We start from the raw sequence: 21,839 nt of genomic DNA on the forward strand, positions 1-21,839 counted from the left end.
ACGCAGCGATGTCGGCTAGCCGTACGAAAGCCTGGAAAGGGTTTTACGAAGCCCAAAGAGCACGGGGTTTCAGCACCACGCAGGCGTTGGTGATGCTGGCTCGCAAACTTGCTCGGGTGGTATTCGCCTTGCTGAAAAGGCAAAGCGAATATCAGACAAAAGTCAGTTGAGGGCTTCCCCTCAACCATAGAATCTCCCACATTGGACGGTGGTGTTTTCAGGGGCGCGGCAGGCGAATGATGGCGGTAAGGCCGCCGCCCGGGGTTTCTTCGAGATTGAGCTGCCCACCCAAACGCTGCGCCGCCTCGCGGGCAATGGTCATGCCCAGCCCCACACCGCCGGAGTTACGATTGCGCGAACCTTCCAGCCGATAAAACGGCTCGAACACCGCTTCACGTTTGTCCTCGGCAATCCCCGGGCCATGGTCGATCACGTGGATCAGCAGTTGCTCGCGTTGATCTTGTAACTCGATGCGCGCCTGGCCGGCATAACGCAGGGCGTTGTCCATGAGGTTGTTGATGCACGAACGCAGCGCCATCGGCTGCACCGGCAACGGCGCGCAGTGGCCGCTGACCTGCACGTCGGCGCCCTGGTCCTGAGCGTTTTCGCACAGCGATTCGACCAGCGCCTGCACATCCATCAACTGCAAGGCTTCGCTGGTGCGCTGTTCGTGCAGGTAGGTGAGGGTGGCGTCGAGCATGCCGATCATGTCGTCCAGGTCCTGACGCATCTGGCCTTGCAGCTTTTCATCGCTGATGTTTTCCAGGCGCAGTTTCAGGCGTGACAGCGGTGTGCGCAGATCGTGGGACACGGCGCCGAGCATTCGTGCGCGCTGCTGCACCTGTTCGCGAATGCGCCGCTGCATCAGGTTGAAGGTGTAGGCGGCTTGTCGTGCTTCCCGTGGGCCGGACTCGTCGAGTGGCGGGCTGTCGAGGTCTTCGCTGAGGCGTTCGGCGGCGTCGCTCAGGCGCTGGATCGGGCGACTGAGCAGTTTGGCGCCGTACCAGGCCGCGATCATCAGCGTGATGAACTGAAAGGTCAGTGGCACCACCGGGCCACCGAACCACGGACGCGGTGGCCGTGGCGGGTAGCGCGGGTCTTGCGCCATTGCTTGGCCATTGGCGCCCTGGGAGAACTCCGGAGGCGGCGGAGGCGGGGGCGGGCCGTAGAGACGGAACCAGGTGAAAGCCAGCAGGTGCGCGAGGACGATCGCCACGAACAGCACGCCAAACAGGCGCCCGAACAGCGTGTCGAAGCGCGCCCGCATCAGCCGATGTCTCGCGCGTCGAACAGGTAACCCTCACCGCGCACGGTTTTGATCAACTGTGGGGCTTTCGGGTCATCGCCGAGTTTCTGCCGCAGGCGCGAGACCAGCAAATCAATGCTGCGGTCGAAGGCTTCGATCGAGCGACCCCGGGCTGCGTCGAGCAATTGCTCGCGGCTGAGCACCCGGCGCGGACGTTCGATAAACACCCACAGCAGGCGGAATTCGGCGTTGGACAGCGGCACCACCAGACCATCGTCGGCGATCAATTGGCGCAGGACGCTGTTCAGGCGCCAGTTGTCGAAACGAATGTTGGCGCGTTGTTCGGTGCGGTCGTCACGCACCCGGCGCAGAATGGTCTGGATGCGCGCGACGAGTTCGCGCGGTTCGAACGGTTTGGCCATGTAGTCGTCGGCGCCCAGTTCCAGGCCGATGATGCGGTCGGTCGGTTCGCAGCGAGCGGTGAGCATCAGGATCGGGATGTCCGATTCAGCGCGCAGCCAGCGGCACAGCGACAAGCCGTCTTCGCCGGGCAGCATCAGGTCCAGCACGACGACATCGAAATGCTCGGCCAGCAGCGCCTGACGCATCGCCGCACCGTCGGTGACGCCGCTGGCGTGGATGTTGAAGCGGGCGAGGTAATCGATCATCAGCTCGCGAATCGGCACGTCATCGTCGACGATCAGCGCGCGAATGCTCCAGCGCTTGTCGTCTTTAGGCTCATCCGTCGCGGTCATTTGGGTGTTGTGCATGAGGCTGTTCATCTGCCAGTAGGCCGCCAACCACAAAAGATGGGCTGCGAGGTGGTGGTTTCAGCATAGGCGTCCAGCCGCGAGGCGGGAAGTGCTGATGTAAGGACGTGTTGCGGCTGGCGAGGCTAGCGCGGATGCTTGTTGCTGGCGTGTCGGCTGTGTATCGGAGTCGACACAATAGCAGCGAGCGCTATGCTGATCACGGTTGGTGCGACGATTTACCGATCATCGGGTGCCGCGCCGCTGCCGGTTCCGCTACAATGCGCGCCGATTTCGACCTGCCTGAGAGCCCATTCATGTCCGCCTGCCAGACTCCTATCATCGTCGCCCTGGATTTCCCTACCCGTGACGCCGCACTGAAGCTGGCCGACCAGTTGGACCCGAAACTGTGCCGGGTCAAAGTGGGCAAGGAACTGTTCACCAGTTGCGCCGCCGAAATTGTCGGCACCCTGCGTGACAAGGGTTTTGAAGTATTCCTCGACCTGAAATTCCATGACATTCCCAACACCACCGCGATGGCCGTGAAAGCCGCCGCCGAGATGGGCGTGTGGATGGTCAACGTGCATTGCTCCGGTGGTATGCGCATGATGGCCGCTTGCCGTGAAGAGCTGGACAAGCGCAGCGGCCCGCAGCCGTTGCTGATCGGCGTGACCGTGCTGACCAGCATGGAGCGTGAAGACCTGGCCGGTATCGGTCTGGATATCGAACCGCAGGAACAAGTGCTGCGTCTGGCTGCACTGGCCGAGAAGGCTGGCATGGACGGTCTGGTGTGCTCGGCGCTGGAAGCCACGGCACTGAAAACCGCGCATCCGTCGCTGCAACTGGTGACCCCGGGGATTCGTCCGGCGGGCAGCGCGCAGGACGATCAGCGCCGCATTCTGACCCCGCGTCAGGCGCTGGATGCCGGTTCCGATTATCTGGTGATTGGCCGTCCGATCAGCCAGGCGGCGGATCCGGCCAAGGCGTTGGCTTCGGTTGTAGCCGAAATCGCCTGATCAGACACCGCGAAACCCTGTAGGAGTTAGCCTGCTCGCGATAGCGGTGTGTCAAACAACGTTAATGTTGACTGACACACCGCTATCGCGAGCAGGCTCACTCCTACCTTTGTTTTGTGGTGGGCTTAAACCTTCAACACCAACTTGCCGAAGTTCTCGCCGCTGAACAATTTCATCAGCGTCTCCGGGAACGTCTCCAGGCCTTCGACGATATCTTCCTTGCTCTTGAGCTGCCCCTTGGCCATCCAGCCGGCCATTTCCTGCGCGGCGCTGGCGTATTGCGCGGCATAGTCCATCACCACAAAACCTTCCATCCGCGCGCGATTGACCAGCAGCGACAGGTAGTTGGCCGGGCCTTTGACCGCTTCCTTGTTGTTGTACTGGCTGATCGCGCCGCAGATCACCACGCGCGCTTTCATGTTAAGCCGACTCAACACCGCATCGAGGATGTCGCCGCCAACGTTGTCGAAATAGACGTCGACGCCTTTCGGGCATTCGCGTTTAAGCCCGGCTACAACGTCTTCGGACTTGTAGTCGATGGCGCCGTCGAAGCCCAGTTCATCAATGAGGAATTTGCACTTGTCGGCACCGCCGGCAATGCCAACCACACGGCAACCTTTGATCTTGGCGATCTGCCCGGCAATGCTGCCCACTGCGCCCGCCGCACCGGACAGCACAACGGTGTCGCCGGCCTTCGGTGCACCGACATCCAGCAGGGCGAAATAGGCGGTCATGCCAGTCATGCCCAGTGCCGACAGATACACCGGCAGCGCTGCCAGTTTCGGATCGACTTTGTAGAAACCTCTTGGCTCACCGAGGAAATAATCCTGCACGCCAATGGCGCCGTTGACGTAGTCCCCGACGGTAAAGCCCGGATTGTTCGAAGCAACGACTTTGCCTACACCCAACGCGCGCATGACTTCGCCGATACCGACCGGCGGGATGTAGGACTTGCCTTCGTTCATCCAGCCACGCATGGCCGGGTCGAGGGACAGGTATTCGTTCTTGACCAGAATCTGCCCCGCCGCCGGTTCACCCACCGGGACTTCCTGATAGGTGAAGGTCTCGCGGGTTGCCGCGCCCACCGGGCGTTTGGCGAGCAGGAACTGGCGATTGGTCTGGTTGGTCATGACAGGCACTCGAACGGAATGAAGCTTTGTTGATAGACCTTCGCCGGCATTGGCGCAAGGTTGGCTGATGCGGCGAATGCACGCCGATCCAGTGCAGTGATGATCACCGGGTTGGTTTTATCACTGCAACGCATGGGCACATAAACAGCCATTGGATAGTGCTGACGCTCGGCAGACCTCAATGGCTATGCTGCCATTCCACACATCCCCTGCATCCATCCCTTCGAGGACATAACAATGAGCATGACGTTTTCCGGTCAGGTTGCCGTAGTCACCGGCGCCGCCAACGGCATCGGCCGTGCAACCGCGCAGGCGTTCGCTGCCGAAGGCCTGAAAGTGGTGGTCGCCGACCTGGACGCGGCAGGGGGCGAGGGCACCGTTGCGCTGATTCGTACCGCTGGCGGCGAAGCGACCTTCGTGCGTTGCAACGTGACCGTCGAAAGCGAAGTGAAGAATTTGATGGACGAGGTGATCAATACCTACGGTCGTCTGGACTACGCCTTCAATAATGCCGGTATCGAAATCGAAAAAGGCAAACTCGCTGAAGGCTCGATGGATGAGTTCGACGCAATCATGGGCGTCAACGTCAAAGGCGTCTGGCTGTGCATGAAGTATCAACTGCCATTGTTGCTGGCGCAGGGCGGCGGGGCGATCGTCAATACTGCCTCGGTGGCGGGACTGGGCGCGGCGCCGAAGATGAGCATCTACGCGGCGTCCAAGCATGCGGTGATTGGCTTGACCAAATCGGCAGCCATTGAGTACGCGAAAAAGAAAATCCGCGTCAACGCTGTGTGTCCGGCGGTGATCGATACCGACATGTTTCGCCGCGCTTATGAGGCTGATCCGAAGAAGGGCGAATTCGCCAACGCGATGCACCCGGTCGGTCGCATCGGCAAGGTCGAGGAAATTGCCAGCGCTGTGTTGTACCTGTGCAGCGACGGTGCCGCCTTCACCACGGGCCACTCTCTGGCAGTGGATGGCGGCGTCACCGCTTTCTGAATAAAGCGCCAGAAAAAACAGCCCGCATTCATTGCGGGCTTTTTTGTGGGTCACGGTCAGTTCCGTGAAGTCCCTTAAACAATGTGTATCAAACGGTTAGAACGGTCGCTTTTGGCGGCGTTGTCGCACAGCCTGTCCGGCGCGGCTGTGATTTACTGCCGCCAGCAAAACGGACAGGAGTTTGCTTGCTCATGGAATTGAGAATTGATCGACAGGCAATGGTGCCGGTCGTGCAGCAGATTGTTGACGGACTGACCGAGTGGATCCTGCAAAATGGCGTACCGCCGGCCACTCGTTTGCCCTCCGTGAGGCAAATCGCCCGGGGTAATCTGCTCAGCCAGTCGTGTGTGGTCGAGGCCTGTGAGCGTCTGGTATCGCAGGGCGTTCTAAGCACCTGCCAAGGCACCGGATTCATCGTCGCCGCCTCGCCGTCGACACTGGGCGCAGAGGATGAACTGGCGCTGTTCGGGGGGCGGTATGCCTGGTGCGATGCAGTGTGCGAGACGGCCGGTGGCTTGAAGCTGGGTGCTGGTGGTCTGCCGCAAAGCTGGCGCGAGCCTGACGACCTCAGCTATGCGCTGCGCGAGGTGGCGCGCACCGATATGGCCAGTCTGTTCAACTACAGCACACCCTTTGGGCTTCCAGCGTTGCGCGAGCAGATCGTCAAGCGCCTGAAGCTGCTCAATATCGAGGCCCGCAGTGCGCAGTTGCTGAGTACCTGCGGTGCCAGCCATGCGCTGGATCTGATCGTGCGTACCTTGTTCAAGTCAGGAGACTGCGTGGTGGTCGAAACGCCCGGTTACGCGCCGCTGTTTGATCTGCTGCGTCTGCATGGCGTGCACATGCTTGAGGTGCGTCGTACCCCGAACGGGCCGGATATCGAAGCGCTCGAGGCTGTGCTGCAACAGTTTCGCCCCGGCGCATTGTTCATCAACAGCCATCATCACAACCCTACCGGTACTTGCCTGTCGCCGAGCGTTGCGCAACGCATCCTGCAACTGAGCAAGACCTACGATCTGCGCGTGATTGAAGACGACGTCTATGCGGACTTGCACACGGACAACGGCACACGACTGGCGGCGCAGGACCATGAGGGGCGCGTCATTTACGTGGGCAGCTTTTCCAAGACACTGAGCAGCTCGTTGCGGGTCGGGTTCGTCTTCGCCGACAGCGAAATCGTCAGGCGGCTGGCGCAGGTCAAGATGATCAGTGGTTTGGGGGGGTCGAGGTTTTCCGAAGCGGTGCTGGCCAGTCTGATGGTCAGTGGCGCTTACCGCAAACTGGTGCAGCGTCAGCGTCAACGTTTGAATGCCGATCGCGCCGCCGCGCTGCAGGCGCTGGAGGACGCTGATTGGGAGGTGTTCGGCAAACCTGCGGGTGGGCTTTTCATTTGGGCGCGCTCGCGCATGACCGATCAGGTTCGAGTGCGTCGTCATGCTCAACGCTGCGGCGTGCTGCTGTCAGCGCCTGACGCGTTCAGTCCCAGTGGTGAGTCGGGCGACTGGCTGCGCATCAACGTTACCTATGCATGCGATCCACGCGCTCGGCAGTTTTTCCGCCACACCGGTTCGGATCGACCTCAAGTGTTCTGAAAACGACGCGGGCGTAGCTTTTTGCCATTATTCCGACGCCAGAGACTTGTGTCGGTGGATGGCCGTTGCGACTCTTCGCTCTACTGACAATGGCAGGGGACTACGCGCAATGATTTCGGCCATGCAAGGACGTTTTGCCAACCTCGGTATGGCGAAAAAACTGGGTATCGGGTTTGTGCTGGTTTTGCTCCTGACTGCGCTGGTGGCGGCCATTGGCGTCTGGTCCCTGCAAACCATCAGTCAGCGTTTCGACGGGCTGAAACAGATGTCCTCGCTCAACAGTGGCCTGCTCAACGTGCGCCTGCTCGAGCAGGAATACGCTTTGCGAGGCAATCCGAAGACCGCCGATGCGCTGCGTAAGGGCGTCGACGAACTGGTCGTTCTGGCTGATCAGCTCAAGACGCAGTCGGCGGCGAATGTGCCGGTCATGAATGATGTGCAGCAGTCGCTGGGAGCCTATCGAAAGGCGTTCGATGAATTTGTGTCGTTGACTCAGGCCAAGGATCTGGCACTGGAAATGGCCAGTTGGTCGGTGTCCAGTGTGGCCAACAACCTCGACGTATTGCAGGCCGGGCTTGCCGACGACGGTGCATATACCTTGAAGGACACCGAGGGCAAGGACGGCGCGCAATTCATCGAGCAGGCCAGTCAGGTCAGTCAGGTCTCCCGGCTTATGCTGCAAGCGATGAACGAAGCGCGGATTCGTCTGGATCAAAGCCGCAAGGGCGATGCCGACGGTGCCGGCAAGGGCAATATCGAACAGGCCGCACAGGCCCAGGCCCAGGCCGAAGAACTGAAAACCACGGTCAAGGACGAAGGCTATCTGACCGTGCTCAACGAAGTCTCCGGGCATATCGCCGGTTTCAACGACAAGCTCGCCGAATACACCGGATTGCTCGCGCAGGAAAAAACCGTCTACGAGCAATTGCACCAGCGTGCCGACCAAGTGGTCGAGCGGGTCAACCAGGCGTATGTCGCTGAAGACGGTGCGATGCAGGCGGAACTGAAGAAAAATTCGCTGCTGATCATTGGTTCATCGGCGCTGGCGTTGTTGGTCGGCTTGTTCGCGGCGTGGCTGATCACCCGACTGATTGTCGCGCCATTGCGCAGCGTGATTCAGGTCGCGCAACAGATTGCCGCCGGCGACTTGAGTGCGACCGTGCAAGTGACCCGACGTGACGAGATCGGCCAGTTGATGCTGGCGATGCAACAGATGGGCGCGGGGTTGAGTACGATTGTCAGCGGCTTGCAGGCTGGGATCGAACAATTGGCCAGTTCGGCGCAATCGTTGTCGGCGGTCACCGAGCAGACCAACCTTGAGGTCAGCAGCCAGAAGGAAGAAACCGAGCAGGTCGCCACGGCGATGAACCAGATGACCGCCACTGTGCATGACGTCGCGCGCAATGCCGAAGAGGCTGCGGTGGCCGCGCAAACGGCGGATGACAAGGTCGAGAGTGGTCAGCAAGTGGTGCGCCAGAGCATGGCGCGCATCGAGCAATTGGCTGATTCGGCGACGTCGGCCAGTTCCAGCATCGAAAGCCTGAGTGCGGAAATCCAGAATATCGGCACGGTGCTGGAGGTGATCAAGAGTGTCGCCGAACAGACCAATCTATTGGCGTTGAATGCCGCGATCGAGGCGGCGCGGGCCGGGGAGCAGGGCAGGGGCTTTGCGGTGGTGGCCGATGAGGTGCGTGCTTTGGCTCGGCGCACGCAGCAATCGACCGAGGAAATCGAGCGACTGGTGAGTGCATTGCGCTCGGCGGCGCATTCGTCGGTGCAGCAGATTCAGAGCAGCGGCGAGTTGGTGAAGCTGGCGGTGAGTGATGCCTTGCAGACCGAGAGTGCGCTGGGGAGTATTGCGGCGGCGGTGTCGTTGATTCAGCAGATGAATCAGCAGATTGCGGCGGCGGCCGAGGAGCAGAGTTCGGTGGCGGAGGAGATCAATCGCAGTGTGACGAGTATTCGTGCGAGTGCGGATCAGTCGTCGATCGCGATGCGCGGGAATGCGGCTTCGAGTGTTGAGCTGGCGCAGTTGGGGAGTGAGTTGCGCGGGATGGTTGGGCATTTTCGGCTTTGACGCTTTGACGCTTTGACGCTTTGACGCTTTGACGCTTTGGGCTTGGCGGCCTTTGGGCCGACCAGGCTCTTGGGGTTTTGGGGGGATATCCGTTGCTGCGGGTGTTGCTGATTAGGGTTCCGCCCTTACGGCGGGTCACTTTTGGCAAACGCCCCAAAAGTAACCAAAAGGTCTGCGCCCTGACGTTCGGCCCGCTCGCTGGGGCTCGGGGTTCCTTCGTTCCGGGATCGATCCGGGGGCATCGCCTACGGTTTGCTTCGCTGCACCTCCTCTCGATGTGTTCGACTTCGTCGAACGGTCGCTGCGCTCCCACCCCCGGATCAATCCCTCCACTCAGCCTGCCGACGGGCTTTAAGATCAAGAGCTGCAGCCGAGCTAACGCTCATCCTGTTGAGTGGTGAGAAGCGACGCGGTGCGAGGTGGGCGCTGTTTTGCTTTTCTGTAGGAGTGAGCCTGCTCGCGATCGCGGTCTGGCAGCCAACCCATTTCTGCCGGATGTACTCAAACCCTGTGGGAGCTGGCTTGCCAGCGATGGCGGCCTGACAGCCGGCCAATCCCTGTCAGATGTACTCAATCCCATTGTAGGAGTGAGCCTGCTCGCGATCGCGGTCTGGCAGCCAACCCATTTCTGCCGGATGTACTCAAACCCTGTGGGAGCTGGCTTGCCAGCGATGGCGGCCTGACAGCCGACCAATCTCTGTCAGATGTACTCAATCCCTTGTAGGAGTGAGCCTGCTCGCGATCGCGGTCTTGCAGCCAACCCATTTCTGCCGGATGTACTCAAACCCTGTTGGAGCTGGCTTGCCAGCGATGGCGGCCTGACAGCCGGCCAATCTCTGTCAGATGTACTCAATCCCATTGTAGGAGTGAGCCTGCTCGCGATCGCGGTCTGGCAGCCAACCCATTTCTGCCGGATGTACTCAAACCCTGTGGGAGCTGGCTTGCCAGCGATGGCGGCCTGACAGCCGGGCCACAGATGTACTCAATCCCATTGTAGGAGTGAGCCTGCTCGCGATCGCGGTCTGGCAGCCAACCCATTTCTGCCGGATGTACTCAAACCCTGTGGGAGCTGGCTTGCCAGCGATGGCGGCCTGACAGCCGGCCAATCTCTGTCAGATGTACTCAATCCCATTGTAGGAGTGAGCCTGCTCGCGATCGCGGTCTGGCAGCCAACCCATTTCTGCCGGATGTACTCAAACCCTGTGGGAGCTGGCTTGCCAGCGATGGCGGCCTGACAGCCGGCCAATCCCTGTCTGAATGCACGCAGTTCAAACTGTGGGAGCGAGCCTGCTCGCGAAAGCGTTCTCACATTCACCGGTTTTCTTTCGGATTCACTCCCGCGAGCCCACAAAAAAAGCCACCTCTCGGTGGCTTCTCTTTCAACATCTGCAATCAGTCGTAAATCACTTTCTTTTTCCAGTCGGCATCGGCCTCTACATCTTTTAGGCCGGCGGTCAGTTGGTTCTCCTCACCTTCAACCGGTGCAATTTTGTCCATGACCTGGGCGTTGGCGCGGGCCAGCAGTTTTTCCAGATATTGCAGTTGTTCTGCATACACTTGCGGATCCTGCTGTTTGCGCAAGTATTGCACGCCGCGTTCGAAGGCGAGGCGGGCCTGGCCGGGCTGGTTTTGTTGCAGGGACTGTTGGCCGAGGTTGTTGAAGAATTCGATGTGCAGCAGCACCAGTATGTGGCGGACCTCGCGGATCCAGTGTTTGGCTTCGTTCGGTGGCAGGAAGCCGTCGTGGGCGGCGCGGGTGATCTGGCCGTGGAGGGCTTCGAGCAGGAAGCGCACGTCTTTGGCTTTGGCTTCGGTCAGGATCGGCGCCGGAGGGTTGTTGACCGGGATCGATTCGCCTTGGGCGACCAATGCGCTCAGTTCGGTGATGCGCGCTTTGGTGGTGGCGCTGGTTTTTTCCAGGTTCAGCAGGCGCTGGCAGACATTCAGCTCCAAGCGGGTCAGCAGCAGCTTGAGGGCCGGGGTCATGAACTGGCCCGGGAAGGTCTCGGTCAGTTCGCCGCAGCGGCGCAGGCGGTCGTTCAGTTCGACCTTGGTACGGGCCTTCTCCAGTTTGTTGTTTTCCACCACATGGTTCATGTAGCCAATGGCGATCAGAATTGCGATCCCGGCTATGACTAGCAGGGTGATCATGAGTGGTGTCACCGGTAAGACCTCTTTATAGGGTTCGCATGCGAGTGTAGTGGCTGGGCATTTAGCCGCCTAGCGCCGCTCGACGAGTTGGATCGGCAGGTTCAATCTGTATCGGCCGCACGCTGCTTATATGAATGCTGGCGATGCATGTGCAGATTGCCATCACTGTGCGGTGGACTATAACGTCTTGGCGAGTGGCGGAATATAGGCGTCAATCGTCGGGCGACGGAAAAGCCCGGTTGCCGCCGTAAAGCAGGTCGAAGTCATTGATTTAAATAAATTTATATCAAGGGGTTGACGACCTCTCAATCCATCCATAGAATGCGCGCCACTTGCAGCGTAAAGCACACAGCGAAGCGCGGCAGGGAGTGAATGTTTAAGCGTGTCCCCTTCGTCTAGTGGCCTAGGACACCGCCCTTTCACGGCGGTAACAGGGGTTCGAGTCCCCTAGGGGACGCCAATGCGGGAATAGCTCAGTTGGTAGAGCACGACCTTGCCAAGGTCGGGGTCGCGAGTTCGAGTCTCGTTTCCCGCTCCAATTTTAAACAGCAGTGCTTTCGGGCGGTGCTGAGTGAAACCAGAACCAAGTCTTCGGACAAGGATCTGGACACCGAAACACACACCATGTGTTCCGGGTAGCGTGTCCCCTTCGTCTAGTGGCCTAGGACACCGCCCTTTCACGGCGGTAACAGGGGTTCGAGTCCCCTAGGGGACGCCATTTGCGGGAATAGCTCAGTTGGTAGAGCACGACCTTGCCAAGGTCGGGGTCGCGAGTTCGAGTCTCGTTTCCCGCTCCAAATTCTAAAGACGCCGCTCAGTGAGCGGCGTTTTTATTAGTGAAAGTTGTAGCCTGTGTCCCCTTCGTCTAGTGGCCTAGGACACCGCCCTTTCACGGCGGTAACAGGGGTTCGAGTCCCCTAGGGGACGCCATTGCGGGAATAGCTCAGTTGGTAGAGCACGACCTTGCCAAGGTCGGGGTCGCGAGTTCGAGTCTCGTTTCCCGCTCCATATTCACAAAAACGCCGCTCAACTGAGCGGCGTTTTTGTATGCGCACGATTTGTAGTTGAGTCATCAGTCATGAAAAAGGCCCGCCGAAGCGATTCGGCGGGCCTTTTGCGTTATGCGTCGGCTTACCAGGACAGCATCAGGCGACCGGCAAACAGAATCAGCACCACGCCCATCGTGCGTTCAAACCAATGGCCCATGCGCATGAACAGCAAGCGAACCCGATTGCTTGAGAAAAACAGCGCGACCACAACAAACCACAGCGCATTCACAAAGCACATCCACAGCCCGTAAAAGGCCTGGATCTGCAGGGGCGTGCTGGCGCTGATGATCGTGGTGAAGATGGCCAGGAAAAACAGCGTGGCCTTGGGGTTGGTCGCATTGGTCAGAAAACCGGTGCTGAAGGCCTTGAATAACGTCTGTTCAACCACCGGCTCCTCGCTGGTCTTTTCACCTTCAAGGGACGATTTCGGCTTGCTGCGCAACAGGCTGACACCCAGATACAGGATATAAGCCCCGCCAATCACTTTGGCCACGGTCAGCAACCACGGTGTGGTGTGCATCAGCGCCCCGACTCCCAGCAGCGTGTACAGCACGTGCACGGAAATCCCCGCGCCGATCCCCAGCGCCGTACAGATTCCCACCAGTCGGCCGAAGCGTACGCTCTGGCGAATAGTGACTGCGAAGTCCGGGCCGGGAGCAACCACGGCCAGAAAGTGAATGGTAGCCAGCGCCAAAAACTCGCCCAGATAATTCGAATACATCTCAGCTCCAGTAGGTCAGGGGTGAAGCATTGCCGCGATAGCCGACAAAAAAGGAAAGACTCAAGCGCGGGTCTGCCACGCCCGGGGTCACCGAGTGCATGCGACGCGAATTGAACATGATGAAATCGCCTGGTTGCGGTCTCACTTCGAGGGCCGGCGGGCCGAGCAGCGCCGGTTCGATGCCATAGCTGTCACCCCGCATTTCGTCGAATTGATCGGGGCTGATGTCGTCGTCCCACATCTGCAACGCGCCGCCTTCGGTCGGCATGTTCAGGTAGACGTTGCAGGCAAACTGCGCCTCAAGGCTGCGGGCCTGGAAACTGTCCGGGGCGTCCTTGGCGAAGATGTCGTGGTGGGCGAGGAAGCACACCCCCGGTTTCACCACTCGCGAAAGGCCGACATACATTTTCCGGCCGTAGAGGTTTTCCAGGTGTGCGCCGGCTGGCCAGGATTCGTCGAGCATGCAGCGCAAGGTGTCGATCGGTGAAGAGTAGGGCGCGCAGCGATTGCGCAGTTCGGCGATGTTGCTGGTGGCGCGTTCGAAGTAGTCCTCAATCAGCAACGGTTGATTTTCCGCCTCATAAAAGGCCATGCCGATGCGGCCGATACTCGGTGCGTTGATGTAACCCTCAAAGCCTGGAGCGAGAATCTTGTCGCCAATCTGAATGGCCAGTGGCTCAGGCAAAAAGCCTTTGACGCGGATGGCGAGGACTTCTTCGTTGGCCAGTTTTTTTATGCACGTCTCATCGAGACGCTCGACGTCTAGCATCATTTTTTTAGGTCCATCTATCGATAGTCAACGGAACCTGCGAATGCGGTTCCCCGGCGTCGGACGTTGCGTGAGGCCGCGTCCGAAATGCTCAATCCACGCTGTAGTGGACGGACAACGTGCCTTTCTTCTGCGAAAGGGACGCGATCGTGACAGTGCCCAGATCCTTCAGGCTACGTACATGGGTGCCGCCACAGCCATAGGCGGGCAGCTCACCGAAACCGATTTCTCGCGCACCTTCGCGCAGCGAGGTCAGGCGCGGCAGATCGTGCTCGATCCACTGGGCGATTCCGTGTTGAACGGTCTCTGCATCGACTTCCTGCGCACCATCGCCGGGTTTGAATTGCACTCGACCTTCGTCCGGCCAGTGGTGTGCCTTGATCGGCATCCAGCCCAACGCCTGAACGAAATGCCCGATCAAGTGGCCGGCTGAATGCATGCGTGTATTGAAGTTTCGGCGCTGTTCGTCGATGCGGATACAGGTCATGCCGAGCGCCACCGGGCGATCGACAAAATGGATGATCCGGTCCGGCTCCTGTACCACGCGCAGCACCTGGCTTTCACCGATCCAGCCGGTATCACAGGGCTGGCCGCCGCCCTGCGGGTGAAACAGCGTGGCGCGTAATACCACGGCGAATTCGTGCTCTTGGGGCGTGCAGTCGAGGACTTCCACATTGGCCTTGAGGTCATCACTATGGAAAAAGAGGCGAAGCGTCATATTCCATGCCCTTATTAAAATTTCTTTTTTTATTATATGAATCGTGCAATAACGTGATAATCCGTTCAAACATCAAAGGACTTGTGCGCTGTGAGCATCAATCTGCCGCTACCGCTGCTCGGTGAAATGGCGATTTTCGTCAAAGTCGTGGAGACCGGCAGCTTCTCTGAGGCCGCTCGGCAGCTGGGGTCATCGCCGTCAGCGGTGAGCCGCAGTATCTCGCGCCTGGAAAAAGCCTTGGCCACGCGGCTGCTGCAGCGCACCACGCGCAAGCTGCGTTTGAGTGATGGCGGCGAGGAGGTATTCAAGCGCTGTCAGGAAATGGTCAGCGCAGCCAAATCGGTCATGGAGATCAGTGGCCAGTTCACCCATGAAGCCGAAGGACTGGTGCGGGTCAGCGTACCGAAAGCGGTAGGGCGCTTTGTGATTCATCCGCACATGCCCGAGTTTCTGCGGCGTTATCCCAAGGTCGATGTCGAGTTGTTGCTGGAGGATCGCCAGGTCGATTTGATCGACGACCATGTCGATCTGGCGATTCGCATCACCGATCGACCACCGGCCGGGCTGGTCGGGCGGCAATTGCTGACCATTGACCACTTGCTCTGCGCCACGCCGCAATACCTGGCCGAGCACGGCACACCGACTCACCCGCATGATTTGCTCAATCACAGTTGTATCTATCTGGGCGAAACCCCGAGCGATGCGCGCTGGAAATTCAAGAAAGGCAGCAAAGCGGTAACGGTGGGTGTGCGCGGTCGCTATGCCGCCAATCACACCGGTGTGCGATTGGGCGCAGTGTTGCAGCACATCGGCATCGGCAGTCTGCCGTATTTCACTGCCCGCTATGCGCTGGAGCAAAAGTTGGTGGTCCAGGTGCTGCCGGATTGGACCTTCCTTGCGTCCTATCACGGTGGACTGTGGTTGCTGCACTCGCCGACGCGTTATCTACCACCCAAATTGCGGGTGTTTATCGACTATCTGGTGGAATGCCTGGAGAAAGAACCGACCTTGAGCAAGCCGGGTAAGTCAGGTGGTGCGAGTAACGCAGCCATGGCGTATGAATTACCGGAAAGCGAGGGATTGCTGTAACGCAGAAGCAAAAGATCGCAGCCTTCGGCAGCTCCTACAGGGGATTGCGTGAGTCCACTGTAGGAGCTGCCGAAGGCGGCGATCTTTTGACCTTCAACCAAACAGTTAAATCAGTGCTTGCTGTCCTGAGCGGACATCGCCAGCAGCTGTTTTTCCTGGTTCCAGTCGAACGGTTCATCGTTCTGTTCGGCTTCGTAACGGCGTTCTTCCAGTGCCTGATACATGTCGATCTCTTCATCGGCCAGGTAGTGCAGGCAATCACCGGCGAAGAACCACAGCAGATCGCGCGGGATCAGGTGGGCGATTTGCGGGTAACGGGTAATCACTTGAGTCAGGATGTCCTGTCCCAGGTACTGGCTTTCGATCGGATCGATCGGCAGCGATGCCAGCAGTTCGTCGAAACGCTCCAGGAACAGGGCATGGCTTTCTTCGGGAACCTGTTCGGCCTCACCTACGGCGACCAGGATACTGCGCAGGTGGTCGAGCAAAACAAGATGATCGGCAACGACGTTGGACACGAGATAAGTCCTCAAGAGCAAAACGGGCGCGGGAGTATAAAGCTCCTGCGCCCTGTTGGACATGTTTGTCAGGATCAGCGGACTTTGCCCTCTGCCAGCGCCAGCTCCTCTTTGTCGAAATCATCGACGTCGATCACCTTGCGTCGCGCCGCTTCGGCATCGCGCAGACTCTGCGCTTCCACTGGTTGCAATACTCCAGCTTCAAGCGCGGCATCGATGGCGTGTTCACCCGCGACCGGTTTGACCTGACCGCTTTTCAGCGAGGTGTGCAGTTTTTTGTGCAACGGCTGCGCAGCATTCAGCAGATCGCTGGCGTGTTGCAGCGCGCCGACGGCATCGTCTGCCGACTGTGGGCGATAGCAACCGGCAAGCAGTTCTTCCAGCGCCGGATCGCCCTTGGCGCGACCAATCACGCCAGCCACTTCGGCACCGAGTTTGTCCGACGGGCCTTTGTGACGACGACCGAACGGAAACACGATGACTCGCAGCAGACCGCCGAACACCTTGTTCGGGAAGTTGCGCAGCAACTCATCCAGCGCCCGTTCCGATTGGCCGAGGCTTTCTTCCATCGCCCAACGGAACAGCGGTTCCATATAGGCCGGCGAATCCAGATCGTGGTAACGCTTAAGCGCAGCCGAGGCCAGATACAAGTTGCTCAATACATCACCCAAACGTGCCGACAGACGCTCACGACGCTTCAGTTCGCCGCCGAGCAGCATCATGCTGAAGTCGGCGAGCATGGCAAATGCCGCTGCCTGGCGATTGAGTGCGCGGAAGTAACCCTGACTGATCTTGTCGCCCGGCGCATGTTCGAAGTGGCCGAAACCGAGGTTCAGCACCAGCGTGCTGGCCGCATTGCTTACGGCGAAACCGATGTGTTTGAGCAGCAGGCCATCGAACTCTTTCAACGCCTGATCCTTGTCTTCGCGGCCGGCCAGAGCCATCTCCTTCAGTACAAACGGATGGCAGCGAATCGCGCCTTGACCGAAGATCATCAGGTTGCGCGAAAGGATGTTCGCGCCCTCCACGGTGATGAAGATCGGCGCACCGTTCCAGCTGCGCCCGAGGTAGTTGTTCGGCCCCATGATGATCGCCTTGCCGCCGTGCACATCCATCGCATGGCTGATGCACTCGCGGCCGCGTTCGGTGAGGTGGTACTTGAGGATCGCCGACAGCACCGAAGGTTTTTCGCCCAGGTCCACCGCGTTGGCGGTAAGCATGCGTGCCGCGTCCATCATCCACGCGTTGCCGCCGATGCGCGCCATGGCCTCCTGAATGCCCTCGAACGCCGACAGCGGCACATTGAACTGCTCGCGAATCTGCGCGTACTGACCCGTGACCAGACTGGTGAATTTGGCCGCGCCGGTACCGACGGCTGGCAATGAGATCGAACGGCCGACCGACAGGCAGTTCATTAGCATCATCCAGCCCTTGCCGAGCATTTCCTGACCGCCGATCAGGAAGTCCAGCGGGATAAACACGTCCTTGCCGGAGTTCGGGCCGTTCATGAACGCCGCGCCCAGCGGCAGGTGACGACGACCGATTTCCACGCCGGCGGTGTCGGTCGGGATCAGTGCCAGACTGATGCCAAGGTCTTCCTTGTCGCCCAGCAGATGTTCCGGGTCATAGGCCTTGAAAGCCAGGCCGAGGAGGGTAGCGACCGGGCCGAGGGTGATGTAGCGTTTTTCCCAGTTCAGGCGCAGGCCGATGACTTCCTGACCTTCCCACTGACCTTTGCAGATGATCCCGGTGTCGGGCATCGCACCGGCATCGGAACCCGCGAGCGGGCCGGTGAGGGCAAAGCACGGAATGTCATCGCCCCGGGCCAGACGCGGCAGGTAGTGATTGCGTTGTTCGTCGGTGCCGTAATGCAGCAGCAGTTCGGCCGGGCCGAGTGAGTTCGGCACCATGACAGTGGAGGCGAGGTCACCGCTGCGGGTGGCCAGTTTCATCGCCACTTGCGAGTGCGCGTATGCAGAGAAGCCTTTGCCGCCGAATTCTTTCGGAATGATCAGGGCAAAAAAGCCGTGTTCCTTGATGTGCGTCCAGGCTTCGGTCGGCAGGTCCATCGACTGGCCGATCTGCCAGTCAGTGACCATCGCGCAAAGCTCTTCGGTCGGGCCGTCGATGAACGCCTGTTCTTCTTCGCTCAATTGCGCCTTGGGATAGGCCAGCAGCTTGTCCCAGTCCGGGCGGCCGCTGAACAGCTCGCCGTCCCACCACACGGTGCCGGCGTCGATCGCGTCGCGTTCGGTCTGCGACATCGGCGGCAGGGTTTTCTGGAACCAGCTGAACAGCGGCGCAGTGAAATGTTTGCGGCGCAGGTCAGGCAACAGCAGCGGTGCAGCGACCACCGCCAGCAAGATCCACAACACCGCCAATAACCAGCCCGGCGCATGACTGAAAATGCCCATCGCCAGCAGGTAGACGGCAACGATGCCCAACGCAGGCAGAGGGGAAATACGCCGGTGGGCGAGATACGCCACGCCAACGATCAAAACCAGTATCCACAACAACAGCATATTCAGTCCTCCGTGAACCAAGGCAAATCGACCCTCCAGAGCTTAGACGGCATCTGTAAAAGCGGGTGGTCAGACCAAGGTGATTGAAATCGTGGGAAACCCCGGATGGTGTTCGTAGGTTCGGTGGGCAACACCTGTGGGAAATCGTTCGCTGATCCCGCGTCTTTGCGTGCAAGTTTGGCCGAAACGTCGTTATCTCTGTGCTGAAGGTATCGCTAGACTCGGGGCTCACCCAGGAGATTGTCGTCATGCACGAGTATCTGAGTCCCGGCCGCTTCATCGATAGTGACCACCCGGCGGTGGTGGAGTTCGCCGAACTGCATCGGGGCATCAGTCGCGATCCGCTCGAGCAGTCGATCAGTCTTTATTACGCCGTGCGTGAGGCGGTGCGCTACAACCCCTACACCTTCAGTCGCGATCCGCAGACCTTGTGCGGCAGTTATGCGCTGGCGACGGGGGAGAGTTATTGCGTACCGAAAGCCACGCTGCTGGCGGGCTGCGCGCGGCATTGCGGGATCCCGGCGCGCATCGGTCTGGCCGATGTGAAAAATCACCTGTCGACCCCGCGTCTGCTCGAGTTGCTGAAAAGCGATATGTTCGCCATGCACGGCTATACCGAGTTCTTTCTCAATGATCGCTGGATCAAGGCAACACCGGCGTTCAACCAGAAGCTCTGCGAGTTGTTCAATGTCGCGCCGCTTGAGTTCGACGGCATCAACGACAGCGTTTTCCATCCGTTCAACCGTGACGGTGCGCAGTTGATGGAGTATCTGGTCGACCACGGGCAATTTTCCGATGTGCCGGAAACATTCTTCTTCGAACATCTGCAAAAGTGTTATCCGCATCTGTTCACTGATCAGCAGCCGCAACTGCTCGGTGATATGCAGAGTGATTTGAGCCGTACCTGATCCGGCGTATGCTGCCTGCCCACTCATTTGAAAAGAGGCGGTCATGCTGAAGATCTGGGGACGGAAAAACTCATCGAATGTCAGGAAGCCATTGTGGGCCGCCGAGGAGCTCGGCCTGGCCTACGAAGCGATTGATGCCGGCGGCGCATTCGGCGTGGTCGACACACCCGAGTATCGGGCGATGAACCCGAACGGGCGGGTGCCGGTGATCGAGGACGACGGTTTTGTGTTGTGGGAGTCCAACGCCATCGTCCGCTATCTGCTGGCCAGACATGCGCCCGACAGCCATTGGTATTCGGCAGATCCGCAGGCGCGCGCCGTCGCTGACAAGTGGATGGACTGGACCACTTCGAGTTTTGCCGGTCCTTTCCGCACGGTGTTCTGGGGTGTGCTGCGCACGCCGGCGAACAAACAGGACTGGACGGCAATCAACGCCGCGATCAAGGAATGCAACGAGTTGCTGGGCATGGCCGACAGTGCCTTGGCCAGTCAGCCATATCTTTCCGGCAATGACATCGGCATGGGCGATATCCCGCTGGGCAGTTTCATTTATGCCTGGTTCGAGATGCCCATCGAACGCGCCCCGCAACCCCATCTGCAAGCCTGGTACGAGCGCCTGAAGCAGCGTCCGGCCTACCAGAAAGCGGTTATGACCGCGTTGACTTAATACCTACTATCGACACACTTGACTGTACTTGTACGGCGGCGGCAAGCACCATTGCGCACTTGCGCTGCGGTTCGATCCTTCGCCGCCGTCTCCTTTTTCCCTTCAATGGTGCGTAAATCAGATATGAGTTCCGCTCTGTCCATCCGGCAGCTAACCAAAACCTACGGCAACGGGTTCCAGGCCTTGAGTGGTATCGATCTGGACGTCGCCGAAGGTGACTTTTTCGCCTTGCTCGGCCCCAACGGTGCCGGCAAATCCACGACCATCGGCATTCTCTCGACACTGGTGAACAAGACCAGCGGCACGGTGAATATCTTCGGTCATGACCTGGACAAAAATCCTGCGCAGCTCAAGCGCTCGATCGGCGTCGTGCCCCAGGAATTCAACTTCAACCAGTTTGAAAAGACCTTCGATATCGTCGTGACCCAGGCCGGTTACTACGGCATTCCGGCGAAGATCGCCAAGGAACGCGCCGAGCAGTACCTGACCCAGTTGGGCCTGTGGGACAAGCGCGATGTGCCGTCGCGTTCGCTGTCGGGCGGTATGAAGCGGCGCTTGATGATTGCCCGCGCACTGGTGCACGAACCGCGTCTGCTGATCCTCGATGAACCGACCGCAGGTGTTGATATCGAGCTGCGCCGTTCGATGTGGACGTTCCTCACCGAACTGAACCAGAAAGGCATCACCATCATCCTCACCACGCACTATCTGGAGGAGGCTGAGCAGTTGTGTCGCAACATCGGCATCATCGACCACGGCACCATCGTCGAGAACACCAGCATGAAACAATTGCTGGGCCAGTTGCACGTGGAAACCTTCCTGCTGGACCTGAAAAACGACTTGAACGCTGCGCCGCAATTGCTCGGCTACCCCGCCCGATTGCTCGACAGCCATACCCTTGAAGTCCAGGTCGACAAGTCCATGGGCATCACGGCGTTGTTCACCCAGTTGGCGCAACAAAACATCGAAGTGCTGAGCCTGCGCAACAAAACCAATCGCCTCGAGGAGCTGTTCGTGTCCCTGGTCGAGAAAAATCTTTCGAAGGTGGCGGTATGAGTTCCGAGTTCCGTCCCAACCTCGTCGCCCTGCAGACCATCGTTTACCGAGAGGTCAAACGCTTCACGCGGATCTGGCCGCAAACGCTGCTGCCGCCGGCGATCACCATGGTTCTGTACTTCGTGATCTTCGGCAATCTGATCGGTCGCCAGATCGGTGACATGGGTGGCTTCACTTACATGGAGTACATCGTGCCGGGGCTGATCATGATGTCGGTGATCACCAACTCTTACGGCAACGTGGTCTCGAGTTTCTTCGGCAGCAAGTTCCAGCGTTCCATCGAAGAATTGATGGTCTCGCCGGTATCGCCGCACACGATTCTGATCGGCTTCACCATTGGCGGCGTGTTGCGTGGCTTGATGGTGGGTGTGATCGTGACGATTCTGTCGCTGTTCTTCACCCATTTGCAGGTGCATCACCTCGGCGTGACCATCCTCGTGGTGGTACTGACGGCGACGATCTTCTCGCTGCTGGGCTTCATCAACGCAGTGTTTGCGCGCAACTTCGATGATATTTCGATCATCCCGACCTTTGTGCTGACGCCGCTGACGTACCTGGGTGGGGTGTTCTACTCGATCACGCTGCTGCCGCCGTTCTGGCAGACCGTGTCGCTGGCCAACCCGGTGCTGCACATGGTCAACGCTTTCCGTTACGGCATTCTGGGTGTGTCGGATATCCGCATCGGCATCGCGATCACCTTTATGCTGGTGGCGACGGTGGTGTTGTATCTCGGTTGTGCGCGGTTGCTGGTGAGTGGGCGCGGGATGCGTACCTGACTCCAGACCGAGTCGTGGCCATCGCGAGCAGGCTCACTCCTACAGGGGAACGAATTCCAATGTAGGAGTGAGCCTGCTCGCGAATG

Annotated in this window: 19 protein-coding genes, 6 tRNA genes and 2 pseudogenes; 17 read left to right on the plus strand and 10 right to left on the minus strand. The window is 59.3% G+C overall.

Annotation, left to right across the window (positions count from 1 at the left end; genetic code table 11):
- Nucleotides 1-170: pseudogene (locus tag CKW38_RS30375) on the plus strand (IS110 family transposase); the annotation flags it as partial.
- Nucleotides 171-217: 47 nt separating this feature from the next.
- Here CKW38_RS30375 and CKW38_RS12355 read toward each other — a convergent pair.
- Together CKW38_RS12355 and CKW38_RS12360 are read right to left on the minus strand one after the other, a co-directional pair.
- Nucleotides 218-1,267: a cell wall metabolism sensor histidine kinase WalK gene (locus tag CKW38_RS12355; protein WP_095112864.1), complete on the minus strand. Its 1,050-nt coding sequence runs from the start codon at nt 1,265-1,267 to the stop codon at nt 218-220.
- The gene (locus CKW38_RS12360) at nt 1,267-2,028 is read right to left on the minus strand and encodes a response regulator (RefSeq protein ID WP_007917450.1); all 762 of its coding nucleotides are present in this window, start codon (nt 2,026-2,028) and stop codon (nt 1,267-1,269) included. Before CKW38_RS12360 ends, CKW38_RS12355 begins: the two co-directional genes overlap by 1 nt.
- 284 nt (nt 2,029-2,312) lie before the next feature.
- Here CKW38_RS12360 and pyrF point away from each other — a divergent pair, with 284 nt between their 5' ends.
- Nucleotides 2,313-3,011 carry an orotidine-5'-phosphate decarboxylase gene (pyrF, locus tag CKW38_RS12365; protein WP_161986598.1) on the plus strand — a complete coding sequence of 233 codons (699 nt, stop codon included), beginning with the start codon at nt 2,313-2,315 and terminating at the stop codon, nt 3,009-3,011.
- A 125-nt stretch (nt 3,012-3,136) separates the two neighbouring features.
- On the opposite strand, the gene CKW38_RS12370 is transcribed toward pyrF, so the two are convergent.
- Both CKW38_RS12370 and CKW38_RS30185 read right to left on the minus strand, forming a co-directional pair.
- Nucleotides 3,137-4,141 carry an NADP-dependent oxidoreductase gene (locus CKW38_RS12370; RefSeq protein ID WP_095112865.1) on the minus strand — a complete coding sequence of 335 codons (1,005 nt, stop codon included), beginning with the start codon at nt 4,139-4,141 and terminating at the stop codon, nt 3,137-3,139.
- Nucleotides 4,138-4,275 carry a hypothetical protein gene (locus tag CKW38_RS30185; protein WP_157279740.1) on the minus strand — a complete coding sequence of 46 codons (138 nt, stop codon included), beginning with the start codon at nt 4,273-4,275 and terminating at the stop codon, nt 4,138-4,140. The genes CKW38_RS12370 and CKW38_RS30185 overlap by 4 nt, the downstream gene beginning before the upstream one ends.
- 103 nt (nt 4,276-4,378) lie before the next feature.
- Here CKW38_RS30185 and CKW38_RS12375 point away from each other — a divergent pair, with 103 nt between their 5' ends.
- From CKW38_RS12375 to CKW38_RS30660, 4 genes and pseudogenes are all read left to right on the plus strand, one after another.
- On the plus strand, nt 4,379-5,140 hold the full coding sequence (locus CKW38_RS12375) for an SDR family oxidoreductase (RefSeq protein WP_007917441.1): 762 nt from the start codon (nt 4,379-4,381) through the stop codon (nt 5,138-5,140).
- Between the two features lie 191 nt (nt 5,141-5,331).
- Nucleotides 5,332-6,732 (plus strand): PLP-dependent aminotransferase family protein, encoded by a 1,401-nt coding sequence (locus CKW38_RS12380; protein WP_095112866.1) that lies wholly within the window; start codon nt 5,332-5,334, stop codon nt 6,730-6,732.
- Nucleotides 6,733-7,723: 991 nt separating this feature from the next.
- Nucleotides 7,724-7,948: pseudogene (locus CKW38_RS30655) on the plus strand (HAMP domain-containing protein); the annotation flags it as partial.
- Nucleotides 7,946-8,809, plus strand: coding sequence for a methyl-accepting chemotaxis protein (locus tag CKW38_RS30660; RefSeq protein WP_371857963.1), 864 nt, complete (start codon nt 7,946-7,948; stop codon nt 8,807-8,809). The pseudogene CKW38_RS30655 and the gene CKW38_RS30660, both read left to right, overlap by 3 nt.
- A 1,392-nt stretch (nt 8,810-10,201) precedes the next feature.
- On the opposite strand, the gene CKW38_RS12390 is transcribed toward CKW38_RS30660, so the two are convergent.
- Nucleotides 10,202-10,960, minus strand: coding sequence for a hypothetical protein (locus tag CKW38_RS12390; RefSeq protein ID WP_042705064.1), 759 nt, complete (start codon nt 10,958-10,960; stop codon nt 10,202-10,204).
- Between the two features lie 384 nt (nt 10,961-11,344).
- Here CKW38_RS12390 and CKW38_RS12395 point away from each other — a divergent pair.
- The 6 genes from CKW38_RS12395 (at nt 11,345) to CKW38_RS12420 (ending at nt 11,968) form a co-directional block, all read left to right on the plus strand.
- A tRNA-Glu gene (locus CKW38_RS12395) sits at nt 11,345-11,420 on the plus strand.
- 2 nt (nt 11,421-11,422) lie between these two features.
- Nucleotides 11,423-11,498, plus strand: a tRNA-Gly gene (locus tag CKW38_RS12400).
- A gap of 104 nt (nt 11,499-11,602) precedes the next feature.
- Nucleotides 11,603-11,678: transfer RNA gene (locus CKW38_RS12405), tRNA-Glu, on the plus strand.
- A 3-nt stretch (nt 11,679-11,681) separates the two neighbouring features.
- Nucleotides 11,682-11,757 (plus strand) — tRNA-Gly (locus tag CKW38_RS12410).
- A gap of 57 nt (nt 11,758-11,814) precedes the next feature.
- A tRNA-Glu gene (locus tag CKW38_RS12415) sits at nt 11,815-11,890 on the plus strand.
- Between the two features lie 2 nt (nt 11,891-11,892).
- A tRNA-Gly gene (locus CKW38_RS12420) sits at nt 11,893-11,968 on the plus strand.
- A gap of 123 nt (nt 11,969-12,091) precedes the next feature.
- Here the strand turns inward: CKW38_RS12420 and CKW38_RS12425 are convergent.
- From CKW38_RS12425 to CKW38_RS12435, 3 genes are all read right to left on the minus strand, one after another.
- Nucleotides 12,092-12,730 (minus strand): LysE family translocator, encoded by a 639-nt coding sequence (locus CKW38_RS12425; protein ID WP_095112868.1) that lies wholly within the window; start codon nt 12,728-12,730, stop codon nt 12,092-12,094.
- A gap of 1 nt (nt 12,731) precedes the next feature.
- On the minus strand, nt 12,732-13,502 hold the full coding sequence (locus CKW38_RS12430; RefSeq protein WP_007908184.1) for a 2OG-Fe(II) oxygenase: 771 nt from the start codon (nt 13,500-13,502) through the stop codon (nt 12,732-12,734).
- A gap of 88 nt (nt 13,503-13,590) precedes the next feature.
- The gene (locus CKW38_RS12435) at nt 13,591-14,217 is read right to left on the minus strand and encodes a hypothetical protein (RefSeq protein ID WP_007908185.1); all 627 of its coding nucleotides are present in this window, start codon (nt 14,215-14,217) and stop codon (nt 13,591-13,593) included.
- 90 nt (nt 14,218-14,307) lie between these two features.
- Between CKW38_RS12435 and CKW38_RS12440 the strand changes: the two genes are divergently transcribed.
- Entirely contained in the window at nt 14,308-15,306 is a 999-nt protein-coding gene (locus tag CKW38_RS12440) for a LysR family transcriptional regulator (protein ID WP_095112869.1), read from the plus strand.
- Between the two features lie 110 nt (nt 15,307-15,416).
- Here the strand turns inward: CKW38_RS12440 and CKW38_RS12445 are convergent, their stop codons facing one another.
- Both CKW38_RS12445 and CKW38_RS12450 read right to left on the minus strand, forming a co-directional pair.
- On the minus strand, nt 15,417-15,824 hold the full coding sequence (locus CKW38_RS12445) for a PA2817 family protein (protein ID WP_007908190.1): 408 nt from the start codon (nt 15,822-15,824) through the stop codon (nt 15,417-15,419).
- Nucleotides 15,825-15,898: 74 nt separating this feature from the next.
- Nucleotides 15,899-18,346, minus strand: a complete 2,448-nt coding sequence (locus CKW38_RS12450) for an acyl-CoA dehydrogenase (protein WP_095112870.1) — start codon at nt 18,344-18,346, stop codon at nt 15,899-15,901.
- A gap of 248 nt (nt 18,347-18,594) precedes the next feature.
- Here CKW38_RS12450 and CKW38_RS12455 point away from each other — a divergent pair, with 248 nt between their 5' ends.
- The 4 genes from CKW38_RS12455 (at nt 18,595) to CKW38_RS12470 (ending at nt 21,753) form a co-directional block, all read left to right on the plus strand.
- Nucleotides 18,595-19,254 carry a transglutaminase family protein gene (locus CKW38_RS12455; RefSeq protein WP_095112871.1) on the plus strand — a complete coding sequence of 220 codons (660 nt, stop codon included), beginning with the start codon at nt 18,595-18,597 and terminating at the stop codon, nt 19,252-19,254.
- 43 nt (nt 19,255-19,297) lie between these two features.
- Nucleotides 19,298-19,921 carry a glutathione S-transferase family protein gene (locus CKW38_RS12460; protein ID WP_095112872.1) on the plus strand — a complete coding sequence of 208 codons (624 nt, stop codon included), beginning with the start codon at nt 19,298-19,300 and terminating at the stop codon, nt 19,919-19,921.
- 123 nt (nt 19,922-20,044) lie between these two features.
- Nucleotides 20,045-20,977, plus strand: a complete 933-nt coding sequence (locus CKW38_RS12465; protein ID WP_007949873.1) for an ABC transporter ATP-binding protein — start codon at nt 20,045-20,047, stop codon at nt 20,975-20,977.
- Entirely contained in the window at nt 20,974-21,753 is a 780-nt protein-coding gene (locus tag CKW38_RS12470) for an ABC transporter permease (RefSeq protein WP_007908200.1), read from the plus strand. Before CKW38_RS12465 ends, CKW38_RS12470 begins: the two co-directional genes overlap by 4 nt.
- Nucleotides 21,754-21,839: the final 86 nt, after the last annotated feature.

The organism is Pseudomonas sp. Irchel 3H7, from assembly GCF_900187605.1.
Taxonomy (GTDB): domain Bacteria; phylum Pseudomonadota; class Gammaproteobacteria; order Pseudomonadales; family Pseudomonadaceae; genus Aquipseudomonas.

What these genes read in the sequence shown, in the direction of transcription:
- CKW38_RS12355 (WP_095112864.1), bottom strand. Translation starts at nt 1,267, where the DNA reads ATGCGGGCGCGCTTCGACACGCTGTTCGGGCGCCTGTTTGGCGTGCTG.
- CKW38_RS12360 (WP_007917450.1), bottom strand. Translation starts at nt 2,028, where the DNA reads ATGAACAGCCTCATGCACAACACCCAAATGACCGCGACGGATGAGCCT.
- pyrF (WP_161986598.1), top strand. Translation starts at nt 2,313, where the DNA reads ATGTCCGCCTGCCAGACTCCTATCATCGTCGCCCTGGATTTCCCTACC.
- CKW38_RS12370 (WP_095112865.1), bottom strand. Translation starts at nt 4,141, where the DNA reads ATGACCAACCAGACCAATCGCCAGTTCCTGCTCGCCAAACGCCCGGTG.
- CKW38_RS30185 (WP_157279740.1), bottom strand. Translation starts at nt 4,275, where the DNA reads ATGCGTTGCAGTGATAAAACCAACCCGGTGATCATCACTGCACTGGAT.
- CKW38_RS12375 (WP_007917441.1), top strand. Translation starts at nt 4,379, where the DNA reads ATGAGCATGACGTTTTCCGGTCAGGTTGCCGTAGTCACCGGCGCCGCC.
- CKW38_RS12380 (WP_095112866.1), top strand. Translation starts at nt 5,332, where the DNA reads ATGGAATTGAGAATTGATCGACAGGCAATGGTGCCGGTCGTGCAGCAG.
- CKW38_RS30660 (WP_371857963.1), top strand. Translation starts at nt 7,946, where the DNA reads ATGGGCGCGGGGTTGAGTACGATTGTCAGCGGCTTGCAGGCTGGGATC.
- CKW38_RS12390 (WP_042705064.1), bottom strand. Translation starts at nt 10,960, where the DNA reads ATGATCACCCTGCTAGTCATAGCCGGGATCGCAATTCTGATCGCCATT.
- CKW38_RS12425 (WP_095112868.1), bottom strand. Translation starts at nt 12,730, where the DNA reads ATGTATTCGAATTATCTGGGCGAGTTTTTGGCGCTGGCTACCATTCAC.
- CKW38_RS12430 (WP_007908184.1), bottom strand. Translation starts at nt 13,502, where the DNA reads ATGATGCTAGACGTCGAGCGTCTCGATGAGACGTGCATAAAAAAACTG.
- CKW38_RS12435 (WP_007908185.1), bottom strand. Translation starts at nt 14,217, where the DNA reads ATGACGCTTCGCCTCTTTTTCCATAGTGATGACCTCAAGGCCAATGTG.
- CKW38_RS12450 (WP_095112870.1), bottom strand. Translation starts at nt 18,346, where the DNA reads ATGCTGTTGTTGTGGATACTGGTTTTGATCGTTGGCGTGGCGTATCTC.
- CKW38_RS12455 (WP_095112871.1), top strand. Translation starts at nt 18,595, where the DNA reads ATGCACGAGTATCTGAGTCCCGGCCGCTTCATCGATAGTGACCACCCG.
- CKW38_RS12460 (WP_095112872.1), top strand. Translation starts at nt 19,298, where the DNA reads ATGCTGAAGATCTGGGGACGGAAAAACTCATCGAATGTCAGGAAGCCA.
- CKW38_RS12465 (WP_007949873.1), top strand. Translation starts at nt 20,045, where the DNA reads ATGAGTTCCGCTCTGTCCATCCGGCAGCTAACCAAAACCTACGGCAAC.
- CKW38_RS12470 (WP_007908200.1), top strand. Translation starts at nt 20,974, where the DNA reads ATGAGTTCCGAGTTCCGTCCCAACCTCGTCGCCCTGCAGACCATCGTT.